Origin of the sequence: Paenibacillus sp. oral taxon 786 str. D14, assembly GCF_000159955.1 — a bacterium.
In the GTDB taxonomy this organism is placed as follows: Bacteria; Bacillota; Bacilli; order Paenibacillales; family Paenibacillaceae; genus Fontibacillus; species Fontibacillus phoenicis.
This window is the reverse complement of the sequence record NZ_GG695973.1, coordinates 211,593-223,786: the sequence shown is the minus strand read 5'-3', so window position 1 is coordinate 223,786 and position 12,194 is coordinate 211,593. Positions and strand designations below refer to the sequence as shown.

Here is a 12,194-nt window from a genome sequence, read left to right as displayed (position 1 = left end):
CCAACCGATACAACCGCACCCCGTGCGGCGGGATCGTAGTCCGAAGCTCCTCAGTCGCCGTAAGCTCCGCGGGAGCTTCGCTCCACAGCTCAGTTCCGGTAGAAACGCCGGATAAACCGATTTGCTCCAGAGGGAGCTCCAGCGGCAGCGCGCTTTCCCCTACATTAAAAACAGCTGCATAGTTGAACCCTTCGGGATGTTCGGCCGTCCAAACGATCAGGTCGTCTTGCCGAAGGGCTTCTTTGGCGCCGCGGCTTTCCCGGTGCATCCGCAGCACCTCGCGGTTGGTCAGCAGCGACAAGGTCCATTCGTCATTGTCTCGGAGTTCCCCGCCAAAGATCAACGGCGAACGGAAAATGCTCCAAAGCGACATCATCGTTAATTGCTCGTCGCGGGTGAACCGGGTCCAGCGATCCGCCCCGCCGCCGTCCACCGAGCGGATGCCGATATGCCCCAGCGGCAGCATGTCGCAGTCCGGCCATGACCCGGCTTGCGGGACGCCCTGCCATGCCCGGCAGCGGTCGAACATGTCCCTTAGCAGCGGCCACTGGTCCCAGAAATCGTCCGTCATGCGCCACATGTTAGCCTGTTCGGCGAAGAAAGCTGCAAGCTCCACCGGAGCCGGTCCGGGGGATAAGCTGAGCACCATCGGACGGCCGCAGCGCTTGATCGCCTCGGAGATCAATGCAATTTCGGCTTGGTGGGTGCCGTAAAGCCGGGAAGTGGCAATATCGTCCACTTTTACGAGATCAACGCCCCATGAGGCATATAAGGCAAAAAGCGAATCATAATAGGCCTGCGCTCCTTCTTTGGAGGCATCCACACCGTACATATCGGTATTCCAGGGACAGATCGAATTGGGATGTGCAATATCACGTGCGGTTGCGGTCGTCCCCAAGATCGGTGTGGCGGCGTGAACGGCTTGCCGCGGAATGCCGCGCATGATATGAATGCCGAATCGCAGCCCGAGGCTATGCACATAATCCGCTAACGGCTTGAAGCCTTGGCCGCCGGCCGCAGAGGGGAAGCGATTCTCGGCAGGCATCAGCCGGGAATAGCCGTCCATCACAAGCGGAACAAACGGCCGATATTGAGACGAAAGGGCTCCTGGTTCATACCATTGAATATCCACGGTGATATAGTTCCAACCAAAGTCTTTCAGATGCTTGGCCATGTATTCCGCATTGCCCCGAATCTCTTCTTCCGTCACAGCTGCGCCGTAGCAGTCCCAACTATTCCAACCTAGCGGTGGAGTTGGGGCAATCTGCTGATGGTTCATTTGCAAAACTCCTTTACGGATGGATCTTTATTGCTCTTGTTAGGTTCATCTTACCTAAAGGAGTTTTGCTATATCTATAGTAACTTTGCGATATGAATAGCAAAATATTGCGTTTAATCGAAGAACAGCTTGCGATAGACCAGACTTTCGCCCCCGCTGCGGAACTCTCCGGGGGTGAGCCCGGTCAAACGGCGGAAGGCCTTAATGAAGTAGCTTCCGCTGGAGTAACCTACCCGCTCAGCAATGGTCTCAATGCTAAGTGACGTACCGCGAAGCAGGTCCATCGCTTTTTCGGTGCGGACACGGGTCAGATAAGCGCCTGGCGTAAGTCCTGTACTGTCCGAAAACCGGCGGATCAAGTGGTACTTGGACAAGCCAACATGCTCGGAAAGCTGATCGATGCTGATCATCTGCGCATAGTTGCTCTCCATCAACTCGGCGGCACGTTTGACGCTTTCCGGCCAGTTCTCTTTGTTTTTCTGCGATGTAACCTGCATTCTGGCTAATTCCGTGACGAACTGGTAAACGCAAGATGAGGCGATGTAGGGATCGGTGATCCGACCTGCTCCCGCATCAGTGATGATCATACGCGCCAACCGCACCGGTGCGGAGTCTTCGGGGAGATAAGGAACTGCTCCGGCTTCGCTGAGGAATTTTCGCCATAAGGGAAGTACCACATTCGGCCGAAACAGCAGGAACAGGAACTCCCAAGGCGCCGAAGCTTCTTGCGGATAATAATAGCGATGGGAACTTGGAATTTCGGCGAGGAACGCTTGTCCGGCGGTAACGCGGTGAGATCGCTCGCCCAACTCAAAGACACCTTCTCCGGAGAGGGTATATTGGAACAGGAGCAAAGGCCCGTCCGTTCGCTCTAATCCATCCCAATAATAAGAGGGATCCGTGATCGAGTCATAGCCGGCGGCAAATAATACGCACAGCGGGAGTTCCTGATCTTCAGCGAACCGGAAGCCATAAGTTCCTCTTGTCATGACCATAGGGATCCTCCTTACCACTTCAAGTTTGGAACGAAAAGGCCATTATCCCATAAGTATAAAGGAGAAAACATACGGTGGACAAAGAAATGCAATAACAAGCCCTTGTCAGGCACCAACACTTTCGTTTTATAAAGCAGGTGGATAAAAGTTCCTTCTTACGCATCCCATCATGACCTGTTATAGTGGACCCGGAAAAACCATATAAGGGGAAGGTCATGATCAAAGTACTTATCATTTACGATGAATCCAATTATCCCGCATCATTGGTTTGCGACCTTAAGCGTGAAGCCATTCAGGTGGAGAGCGTGCAGGACGGGGGAGAAGGCGCTTCGTAAAACCGCTGTTTTCAAGCCGGATGTATTGATTCTGGATCTAGCCGCTCCCCAATATAAAAGGTACGAGGGTTACCGCGTGCCGCTAGATAGTAGCCAGCCAGGGGTGATTGTGCTGAGTGAACAAAACGACATTGCCGTTAAAGTGCGTGCCCTCGAACAGGTATCATGAACAAAATGATATAAGGGTTATCTGATACATCAAGGAACAGATCAGTCAGCAAAGAAGGGACTTGCAGATAAGCGAGAATCCAGCCGAAGGCATCGCTTGCGGCGATCTGGAACAGCACCATCGCCACCGTGCGAAACGTCCGCTTGAACACAAGGCCGACCTGACGAAGCGGGACGTCCCGGTAAACAAAGAAGGTGGGGACAAACGCATATACGCAAGCGATTGCCCCGGCTTTCGTCGCCGTAAACCAACCGCTGGCAATCCCGGGTCATTCCAGTTTGGCGGCTCCGCAGTACGGCATGAATCCGGGCGATAACCTCTTCCGGAACAAAAGGCTTGATCATGTAATCGTCCGCCCCGCCGTCCAAGCCCGCCAGCCGGTCCGGGGCGTACGGTGATGTGGAAGGTCGGCTACTCAATTAATGGATAGCCTCAACGCTGTGGGCGATCGCCTGTGCGCAATTTTACACCGGTGATGATCTGGCCAATCTGGATAGCTATGGCCTGGAACTGTTGACCAACGATGAGGTGATTGCCGTCAACCAAGCCGGCCGTCCGGCGCATGCAGTCTCAATGGCTACCAATCAGCAGGTGTGGTACGCCAATAATGGAGAAGGAACGTACACCGTAGCTTTGTTTAATCTGGGCACTAAAGGCGCATCCATGAATGTGAAGTGGAGCGACATCTTGTCTGGACGGCGCCGCTTCGGTCCGCGATTTGTGGGCCCATAAGGAGCTTGGCGATTTGCATATCTGGATTGTCCAACAGCCTGCACACGATCAAGCTGGTGAAAAAATCAGGCCGATTTATGCTGCTGGATGCGTTTAGAGTGCAAATTCCCGACCTGATTAACCTCACCGAAGCGACCTTTGATCAGGAGCCGTCCGCTCAAGAGGATATCCAACATTTCAGCACCTTCGCTTTGGTGAAGATGGCCGCAGCATTGTCGACGCATAAAGCCTATATCAGCGGTTATCCCGGGGGTCTGTTCAAACCGGAGAACCGTATCACTCGTGCGGAGATGGCCGCCATGTTGGCCAAGGCGGTGGATCTGAAGGAGACGGCAGAGGCGCATAGATTCAGCGATGTTCCGGCAGGTCATTGGGCTGCCGAGGCCATTGCCAAAGCGTCCCGCATAGGCCTGATGCAAGGGTATGCCGATGGCAGCTTTAAGCTGGACAGCCGGTGACATGGGCGGAAATCACGGCGATCGCCGTGAAGTTTATGAGGTCTGCCGCGGGGCAGCTGGGCGCAGGCTTCTCGGACACCGCCGGCCATTGGGCGGAAGAGGCGATCCGTTCGGCCCAAGCGGCGGGAATCGTCAGCGGTTATGCTGACGGCAAGTTCCGGTCTGCGAGATTGCGGAGGCGTCAACGGAGCACACGGCGATGCCGAGAGCGGAAGGCGGGGAGCAGCTGAAATAAAATAAGGGGAGCGCCGACGGCTTGTTTAGCCGATTGCGCTCCCTTTTTCCCCTTATTTATATGGATCGATGGTTTGAATGGTGCCGTCCGGATTGTAATGCAACTCGGTGTATTTGACGCTGCGTTTGTGGTTCACGCCGCCGGACAACGAGCTGTCATGGTAGAACAGGTACCATTTATCTTGGAATTGCACGATCGAATGGTGTGTGGTCCAGCCGATGACAGGCTCCAGGATTTTACCTTTAAATACGAAAGGACCTTGCGGGTTCTTACTGATCGCATAAACCAGTGTATGGGTCGTTCCGGTGGAGTAGGACAGGTAGTAATACCCGTTGTATTTGTGCACCCACGGCCCTTCGAAATAACGGCGATCCTCGTCTCCGGCTAACAGCGGATTGCCATCTTCATCCACAATCGAGATTTCCTGCGGTGCCGATTTGAAGGTAAGCATATCATCGCTAAGCTCGGCGAATCGCGGTCCCAGTGCTGGAGCGTCCGGTGCTGGTCCTTCGGCGTCCGGTTTGAAGGTGCCGGTTTGCCATTTCTCCAGCTGACCGCCCCAAAGTCCGCCGAAATACATGTATGCACGATTGTCGTCATCCACGAGCACGGCCGGATCGATGCTGAAGCTGCCTGGAATATAGCTTTCTTCCGCCTTGAAAGGTCCGGCAGGCGAAGAGCTGGTGGCTACGCCAATGCGGAAGATGCCTTCTTTGTCCCGTGCGGGGAAGTAGAGGTAATACGTATTGTTCTTGTAAGCTGCATCCGGAGCCCACAATTGCTTGCTGGCCCATGGGATATCACGCAAATGCAGCACTTCGCCGTGGTCGACGCACGGAGAGTTGAAGTCGTCCAGCGAGAGGACATGGTAGTCCTCCATCGCGTATTGGTCGCCGTTGTCGTTGTCGGGACCGTCGTGATCAATGTCATGGGATGGATAAATATAGATCTTGCCTTCATACACATGGGCAGATGGGTCTGCCGTATAAATGTGTGTAACAAGTGGTTCATTCGGACGTACAGGTTTTTCCACAAGGATTCCCCTTTACCTAGTTAGTTTGTTGATTAAACTTACTAACTTTAATTATACAGAAGCTTGGGCAACTATCAAGCTCTTGAAGTTATTTTCTCCGAAATCGTCGGATTTTATGGGAAATGTGGGAATGAATCACAACATATTTTTGCTGATTCAGGAATAGGATCACTGTGTAAATATGAATTGGTAAAAATTAACAATAGCATGTCCAGAACGAGGAGTGATGTGAATGTCGGATCATTTGGATTCATCCGATTCAAGACAGCCGGAAAACCAAGCTGCCGGGATATCGTCGATCCCTCAGCCGATCCGAGATGATGGCAGCGGAGCCACCGATACCGGCCCCCGGGACGTGATGCGGGATCGCGAAAACCCCGATATGCTGGTACCTCCGGTGACCGATAACGGATTGATTCCGAATCTGAAGTTCTCTTTTTCAGATACGCATATGCAGTTGAACCATGGGGGATGGTCCCGGGAAATTACGGTTCGGGAGCTGCCGATCGCTACGACGCTGGCGGGGGTCAATATGCGTCTGACGCCGGGGGGAGTGCGGGAGCTGCATTGGCATCAACAGGCGGAATGGTCGTTTATGATCTCAGGAAGGGCACGGATCACGGCGGTGGATCAGGACGGACGGAACTTTATCGCCGATATGGGCGTGGGGGATTTGTGGTATTTTCCACCGGGGATTCCTCATTCGATTCAAGGGCTGGAGGAAGGCTGCGAGTTTCTGCTAGTATTTGATGACGGTAATTTCTCCGACTTAAATACGTTGTCCATCTCGGACTGGTTTGCCCATACGCCGAAAGAGGTGCTTTCCGCGAATTTTGGCGTACCTCGTAAAGCGTTTGACCGCATCCCCAAAGAGCAGGTGTATATCTATCAGGACCGTGTCCCGGGGCCAATCGACACGCAAAGGATCGAATCGCCTTACGGAGAAATTCCTGTCAGCTTCAAGCATAGCCTGCTGGCCCAGAAGCCGATCCAAACGCCGGGCGGGACCGTGCGAATTGCGGATTCCAGAAATTTTCCTATCGCCAAGACGATTGCGGCCGCTCTTGTGGAAATCAAGCCCGGCGCGATGAGGGAGCTGCATTGGCACCCGAACAACGACGAATGGCAATATTATTTGTCCGGGAAAGGACGGATGACCGTATTTGCTGGTAACGGCGCCGCCCGGACATTTAACGTTAGAGCAGGGGATGTGGGGTATGTTCCGTTTGCCTATGGCCACTACATTCAAAATACCGGTGACCGCAGCATCTGGTTCTTGGAAATGTTCCGCAGTGACCGGTTTGCCGATATATCGCTTAATCAATGGATGGCGCTGACGCCGCGGGAGCTGGTGCAGAGCAATCTGAATGTGGGGCCGCTGCTGATGGACGCGCTTCGCAAACAAAAGTGGCCGGTGGTAAAATACGACCGCCCCAATCAACCTCGCTCATAACCCAGGACTTCCGTGGCGTCGTCCATCTGCAAGACCAGGCGCTGGATATCAGAGGGATCGCCGCAGCGGGCAGCGATTTGCGGTAGACGGATGCCAAGCACCCTTCTCGATGGAACGGAGGTCGTCGTGCCCGGCTCGCAGACTGTGGTATATTCCGACGGTTCCTGCTTGGGACGAACCAGATCCTCCAGCAGGACAGATACGCAGGGCAGATCGCCAAAGTCCTCGGACGTAAACGGCTCAAATGGTCCCGAAATCGGGAGGTACAGCGTCTCCGACCAATCCACGTCCCCCGGCTGAATATCCACAATCAACTGCAACGGACGAATGGAATCGGTGTAAAAATCGCAATACGCCGCAATCCGCATCCCTATCGCCCTCCTCGACCACCGATTTGTCGTTCCAGCTGGGACAGCACCCGCCGGGTTTCCGGCGACCAGTTCTGCTCCGCTTCGCGCTGGCGGCGGGTTGCCTCCTGGGCTGCTGCGATGAGGCTGCCTTGCAGCACCCGCCGTTGGATTTGGTCTAGCCGCTGCTCCGCCAGCTCCGGGGGGACCTGGAACTGTTCGGCGATGTAGACAATCGCTTCGCTGCGATGATCCGGCACTGGCAGCTTAGCGAACATAAAGAAAGGAATGGCGGCATACAGCACAAACTGCTCGGCCTCGGTCTCTTGGGCATGCATGAACAGTTCGGTCATCCTCCGCTGATCCCCGGCATGGCGCAGCACATGGCAAAGTTCATGGAAGAAGACGACCCGGGCCTGATCCGACTTCATCATTTTGTTCAGGAAGATTACATTCTCCTCGTTGTCCGAAAAGGACGGGTGATTCCCGTAAACCAAGCCGATCCCAAAGGCTTCAGCGATGCGGTCGATGTCGAGATCGGCGGGGGACGATATCCCGTGGTTTAGATATTTTGTATTCATCCACTGCTCCAGATGGGTCTCACGATAATAGGCGTACAACATTCAAGTCACCTCTTGAATAAGAATGTATGTTCGGTCTAAGATCCGAAATAAGGGCCCTTAGGATCAGGGCCGTTGTACTTGTCTTGTAGACTTTATATGTAGTTATTTATCTTCGAATGATTTAGCCTTTAGCCTCGTCTCCGTCCAGCAGCTTCTTCTTCTGCTCCCGATACGCTTTGAGGGCTGCCTCCATCATGGCGATTTCATCCGCCGTATACGCTTCAGGTCCTCCGAAAAAAGACAAGCTCATGCCTTTCTCCGCTGCAGGAGACGGGTCGTTGGTCCGGCCCAGCAAATAATCGGCGCTGGTATCCAGAGCGTCAACGATATTACGCAGCACCTCCGGATCCGGCTTGCGATCGTTTGTCTCATACCGGGACAGCTGAACGACCGAAATTTCGGCTTGGGAGGCGAGGTCTTTTTGCGTGAGCTGACGTAGTTCACGAAGATATTTGATCCGTTCGCCTAGCGTTTGCATGGTTACTCCTCTTCCTAACCGTTTCATTTAGTGTAGCACAAGTTGCCAAATTGGTAAAGCGAGATGGTAAGAATGGGATTTATTTATATTACCAAAATGGTAATTGTGAGGCTTGACATTACCAAAATGGCAACATATAATCAGGTTACGGTTACCAAATTGGTAAAAAAGAGGAGGTTGAAGGGGCTTTGTTCAAAGTTTGCAGGCTGTTCTAGACTTGGACAAGCTAATTGATTAGCCGGAGGGAAATGATATAACTTGCCAAAATGGCAATATACTATAGGAGGGGATTCAGATGGGGAGAAGACGCATTCATGTGTATCATGCTTTATTCGATTCATTGCCGGTGGACGAAGCAGCAACCCGGGCTGCGGTGGAAAAGTGGCTGGAAGAAGTCAGACGATACCGGCAGGTCGGATGGATTCGTAAGGAAGCGTTCATCACCGCACGATATGAGCCGCAGTTTCATGGTGCGACCCATGTTGTAAGTCAACCAACGGAACGAATTGCGATCGGGAACGTGGATAAGGAGGCGGAGCTGATTCGCAAATCAGAGCTGCTGGACCTTGCCATGGAGAGGTTATCGGAGGAGCAGCGAGAGGTGATACGACGCAGTTATTTGGATCAGAAGGGCGAGTACGATTTTATCAGCTGCGGCGAGATGGGCATCAGTGACCGGACCTACCGTCGTATCAAAGCCAGCGCCATCCGCCTTCTGGCGGCGGCTCTAAAGCTTGAGGTCTATAAAGAAGAACCGCAAACGGCAAAACACGGGGTCGGCTGAAAGCCGGCTTTTTTTCTGTTGTTATAAGAAAAATCAACGTTGTCCGATACCTGTCCGGTGGGTGTCCGTCAACTGTCCGTTCGCTTGGTTTTCCCCGTGTTACATTGGTAGCGTGGAAGATCAGGTTAAGGTTAACCAAATCATCGATAGCACGATGAGAACCGCTGAGCATGTCAGCGGCTTTTTGCTTTGGAAAGGAGGGGGACGAGATGCAACATCAGAACAAAACGCCGCCGCATCCATCTGAGCCCGAATGGGTGCAGCCTTTGTGTTGCCAGGGGTGCATCTGGGGGCGGCTCGAGGGAACCAAGCAGTTTTGCAGCATGCCGCGCTGTATACACGGCGATTTCATGCTGGAAGGGAGGTGATTGCCATAGCAGAAGATGAGATGACTTTAGCTCCGGAATCGGTGCCAATCACAAGTGATCCTTGGATGACAGGATTAGCGAATTGGTCGTTAATGGTGCTGGGCTCCGAGTGGAAAGCCTACTGCGGAATGTGGCCGCAGGATGTGACTGCTCCGGGTGTGATGTGGCGGATGATCGGCATGGACGTACGGGCGTTGGGCCCCTCGTCTTATGAGATTCAAAAGCGGATGACGGCTTTTCTATTGGCGGAAGATGCGAACCAGGAACATGCTGCGCTACTGCGGCTGCTAGAAGCGCTGGGAACAGCGGTGAAAATCCCTCTGGATCCCGCGGCTAAGCGATATCTGCGAATTGTTGATCCGAAGCTGAGCTTGCAGCCGGAGGAAACCTCAGGGAGTCCGGCGGTACAAGGGCCGCTGACCGTCACGTTGCTTCAGCGCACGTCGAAACCGGTTGTGGAAGCGCCGCTGATGCAATCCGTTTTTTATCAATCGAAAATGAGGTGAATTGGTGTGGCAAGAAAAAAATCAAGGAGTCCTGAAACCGCATCGGCTTTAGCTGCGGCGGACGGCTCTAAGGGTTACCGTGTGGAGGAACTGATGGCCTGTTCCGAGACGTTGCTTGGCGTCAAGCCGGAAATTCTGGCCGGGGCGACGTTGGGAAGGGAAAGCAAATTACTTCAAATTTACGAGGCGAAACGGCTCGTTGATCAATTTTTGAGAAAGAAGGTGCTGTAAGTCATGGCAGGAGGAACATGGAATGTAACGGATCAACCGGTGTTGCCCGGGTTGTATATGAATTTCGTCAGCGCGGCGGTGAACGCCATCCAGACGGGGGCGCGCGGCGTTGTGGTTGCCCCGGTTAAAGCCCACTGGGGGCCGGTTGGACAATTTGTGGAAGTTGGTAGTGAGGCTGCGATCCGGGAGTTGTTCCAGGAGGACGAATCGGAGGGGGCAACGGCATACAGTACGCTCTATCTCGCTTTGCTGGGTGGTCCGAAAAAACTGCTGGCTTACCGTCTGGCCGGGGCTTCCGCAACGGAGGCGTTGGTAACGCTTCAGGATGAGTCGGGTGCCGCAGTGCTGCGGGTGAAAGCGAAATATCCCGGCAAGCGCGGCAATAACTTCATCGTCTCGGTTAGCCCGAGTCTGTCGATTCCGGGCAGCAAGGAATTGAAGCTCCATGAAGGCACGGCTTTGCTGCGCACGTTCCCGTTGGGGGAAGGTTCGGTAGTTCAAGCGGCCGCAGCCATCAACGGTGATCCGACTAATACTTGGATCGCTGCTGAAGCATTGGGGGGCGGCACGCTGGCAGACGTCACCGGGGTGGCCTTAACCGGCGGGGACAGTGGGATCGCGGACCTCACGAACGCCGAGTACGCTTCGGCTTTGTCTGCGTTTGAGACGCAGGACTTCCACGTGCTAACGCTTGACGGCGTGTCGGATGCGGCTTTGCAGACCAGCGTTGCCGCTTGGGTGAAGCGCGTGCGCAGTGAAGGCAAAGGCGTCATCGCCGTGCTGGGCGGATCCGCCGCCGACGATACCGCCGCCGACGCCATTAGCAAAGCGGTGGCGCGCAGCGCTGCCATCGATCACGAGGGCGTCGTGAACGTTGGAACCGGCGCGGTGCTGAACGGCCGGGCGTATTCGTCGGCGCAGGTGGCCGCCTGGGTCGCGGGCTTGATCGCCGGCCAGCCGCTGAAGGCGTCGACGACGTACGCGGCCGCGCCGTTCGACGACGTGACACGGCGCTGGACCCGCTCCGAGCAGGAGCAGGCGGTGCAAGGCGGCGTGTTCCTGCTCGTGCACGACGGCCGCCGGGTGAAGGCGCTGCGTGGCGTGAACAGCCTTGTCACGCTGCGCGAAGGGCAGAACAAAGGCTGGAAGAAGATCCGCAAGATTCGCGTCATGGACCAAATCAATGCGGACCTGCAGCGGACCGCCGAGGATGCCTATATCGGCAAGGTGAACAACACCGAGGAAGGCCGCCTGGCGCTGATTGGCGCAGGGAAGCAGTATCTGCAAACGTTGGCCGCCGAGAACGTGATCGAGGCGACTGGGTTTGATGTGACGCTGGATCCGCGTTTTTATGGCAACGCGCCGCAATTTACGCCGGAAGACGACCAGGTGTTCCTGGCTTGGACGGCGGATGATACCGATGTGATGGAACAAATTTTTGGCACGTTTTATGTGCAATAATTCGATTTTTCAAAATTGAGGAGGAGCTAACTAATGGCACAATTTCTTGATCCCGGCCGCGTGATTATGGGGACGTTTGGCCAGATTTTTATCGAAGGGGTATGGCAGTCGAATCTGAATCACCTGGAAGCCAGCGTTGAGGCAGAGAAAAAGGAGCTGAACCTCGTGGGCACCGATTATACGGTGTACAAGCTGGGACGCAAAAAAGGCACCGGCACGATGAGCGGCTACAAGGTCACGTCGGATATGATCACGCGCGGCTTTCAGAAATTTTCGATCATTCATAAGCTTGACGATCCGGAAGCCTACGGCTTTGAACGCATCCAGTTGAACAACTGCATGGTCGACAAAATCGTCCTGGCCAACTGGACCGCCGGCGAAGAAGTGACGGAGGAAACGCCGTTTACGTTCGAGTCGTACGAGTTGTTGGACCCGATTGTGGCGTCTTAAAGGGCCGTGGGCCGTATGGGTGGCGTATGAGGGGCGTATGGCAGGTGTCGTTGCTTACTTAGGGTAGAGGCACCCTGACGTGTGTACCTAGGCAGCTACGGGGTACGGTACTCCCTTTCGAACTCTCAGCGGCCCAATTGGCCTGGAATTAGCGGACATTTTGGGCGTTATTTCCGTTTATTTGCGCATAATGGGTGAAATAGCGGACTTTTTTGGCTCTAATTTGCGATTTGATGTCGTTGGACGCCTGGTTTGCC

The 12,194-nt window shown here is 54.4% G+C and carries 17 protein-coding genes; 10 read left to right on the top strand and 7 right to left on the bottom strand.

From position 1 onward, the window contains the following. The 3 genes from POTG_RS07810 to POTG_RS23095 form a co-directional block, all read right to left on the bottom strand. On the bottom strand, positions 1 to 1,279 hold a 1,279-nt coding region (locus POTG_RS07810), incomplete at its 3' end, for a glycoside hydrolase family 27 protein (RefSeq protein ID WP_036644674.1). A gap of 113 nt (positions 1,280 to 1,392) precedes the next feature. Continuing rightward, positions 1,393 to 2,268: an AraC family transcriptional regulator gene (locus POTG_RS07805; RefSeq protein WP_232282248.1), complete on the bottom strand. Its 876-nt coding sequence runs from the start codon at positions 2,266 to 2,268 to the stop codon at positions 1,393 to 1,395. A gap of 478 nt (positions 2,269 to 2,746) precedes the next feature. Then, positions 2,747 to 3,001: a TRAP transporter large permease subunit gene (locus POTG_RS23095; protein ID WP_232282256.1), complete on the bottom strand. Its 255-nt coding sequence runs from the start codon at positions 2,999 to 3,001 to the stop codon at positions 2,747 to 2,749. On the opposite strand from POTG_RS23095, the gene POTG_RS25330 reads away from it, so the two are divergent. The 4 genes from POTG_RS25330 (at position 2,973) to POTG_RS07785 (ending at position 4,198) form a co-directional block, all read left to right on the top strand. Further along, a complete protein-coding gene (locus POTG_RS25330) occupies positions 2,973 to 3,176 on the top strand; it encodes a hypothetical protein (RefSeq protein ID WP_036644670.1) in 204 nt (67 codons plus the stop codon). The two genes, POTG_RS23095 and POTG_RS25330, sit on opposite strands and share 29 nt — an antisense overlap. A 115-nt stretch (positions 3,177 to 3,291) precedes the next feature. After that, the gene (locus POTG_RS24710; RefSeq protein WP_009224279.1) at positions 3,292 to 3,510 is read left to right on the top strand and encodes a hypothetical protein; all 219 of its coding nucleotides are present in this window, start codon (positions 3,292 to 3,294) and stop codon (positions 3,508 to 3,510) included. Between the two features lie 5 nt (positions 3,511 to 3,515). Then, a complete protein-coding gene (locus POTG_RS07790; protein WP_009224278.1) occupies positions 3,516 to 3,968 on the top strand; it encodes an S-layer homology domain-containing protein in 453 nt (150 codons plus the stop codon). Continuing rightward, positions 3,965 to 4,198, top strand: a complete 234-nt coding sequence (locus tag POTG_RS07785) for an S-layer homology domain-containing protein (protein ID WP_036644667.1) — start codon at positions 3,965 to 3,967, stop codon at positions 4,196 to 4,198. The genes POTG_RS07790 and POTG_RS07785 overlap by 4 nt, the downstream gene beginning before the upstream one ends. Positions 4,199 to 4,255: 57 nt before the next feature. Here the strand turns inward: POTG_RS07785 and POTG_RS07780 are convergent, their stop codons facing one another. Continuing rightward, positions 4,256 to 5,236, bottom strand: coding sequence for a glycoside hydrolase family 43 protein (locus POTG_RS07780; protein WP_009224277.1), 981 nt, complete (start codon positions 5,234 to 5,236; stop codon positions 4,256 to 4,258). A 232-nt stretch (positions 5,237 to 5,468) separates the two neighbouring features. Here POTG_RS07780 and POTG_RS07775 point away from each other — a divergent pair, with 232 nt between their 5' ends. Further along, on the top strand, positions 5,469 to 6,689 hold the full coding sequence (locus tag POTG_RS07775; RefSeq protein ID WP_009224276.1) for an oxalate decarboxylase family bicupin: 1,221 nt from the start codon (positions 5,469 to 5,471) through the stop codon (positions 6,687 to 6,689). Here POTG_RS07775 and POTG_RS07770 read toward each other — a convergent pair. The 3 genes from POTG_RS07770 to POTG_RS07760 all read right to left on the bottom strand — a co-directional run bounded on the left by POTG_RS07770 (position 6,674) and on the right by POTG_RS07760 (position 8,137). Next, positions 6,674 to 7,057: a hypothetical protein gene (locus POTG_RS07770; protein WP_009224275.1), complete on the bottom strand. Its 384-nt coding sequence runs from the start codon at positions 7,055 to 7,057 to the stop codon at positions 6,674 to 6,676. The genes POTG_RS07775 and POTG_RS07770 overlap by 16 nt on opposite strands. 2 nt (positions 7,058 to 7,059) lie before the next feature. Then, complete coding sequence (locus POTG_RS07765) at positions 7,060 to 7,659, bottom strand: ImmA/IrrE family metallo-endopeptidase (protein ID WP_009224274.1); 600 nt, start codon at positions 7,657 to 7,659, stop codon at positions 7,060 to 7,062. A gap of 121 nt (positions 7,660 to 7,780) precedes the next feature. After that, complete coding sequence (locus POTG_RS07760; RefSeq protein ID WP_036644664.1) at positions 7,781 to 8,137, bottom strand: helix-turn-helix domain-containing protein; 357 nt, start codon at positions 8,135 to 8,137, stop codon at positions 7,781 to 7,783. Positions 8,138 to 8,432: 295 nt separating this feature from the next. On the opposite strand from POTG_RS07760, the gene POTG_RS07755 reads away from it, so the two are divergent. From POTG_RS07755 to POTG_RS07735, 5 genes are all read left to right on the top strand, one after another. Next, positions 8,433 to 8,921 carry an ArpU family phage packaging/lysis transcriptional regulator gene (locus tag POTG_RS07755; RefSeq protein WP_009224272.1) on the top strand — a complete coding sequence of 163 codons (489 nt, stop codon included), beginning with the start codon at positions 8,433 to 8,435 and terminating at the stop codon, positions 8,919 to 8,921. A 388-nt stretch (positions 8,922 to 9,309) separates the two neighbouring features. Continuing rightward, complete coding sequence (locus POTG_RS07750) at positions 9,310 to 9,795, top strand: hypothetical protein (protein WP_157273365.1); 486 nt, start codon at positions 9,310 to 9,312, stop codon at positions 9,793 to 9,795. Between the two features lie 6 nt (positions 9,796 to 9,801). Continuing rightward, complete coding sequence (locus POTG_RS23685; RefSeq protein ID WP_009224270.1) at positions 9,802 to 10,026, top strand: hypothetical protein; 225 nt, start codon at positions 9,802 to 9,804, stop codon at positions 10,024 to 10,026. 3 nt (positions 10,027 to 10,029) lie between these two features. Further along, positions 10,030 to 11,487, top strand: a complete 1,458-nt coding sequence (locus tag POTG_RS07740; RefSeq protein ID WP_009224269.1) for a phage tail sheath family protein — start codon at positions 10,030 to 10,032, stop codon at positions 11,485 to 11,487. Between the two features lie 33 nt (positions 11,488 to 11,520). Beyond that, positions 11,521 to 11,937 (top strand): phage tail tube protein, encoded by a 417-nt coding sequence (locus POTG_RS07735; protein ID WP_009224268.1) that lies wholly within the window; start codon positions 11,521 to 11,523, stop codon positions 11,935 to 11,937. Positions 11,938 to 12,194: the final 257 nt, after the last annotated feature.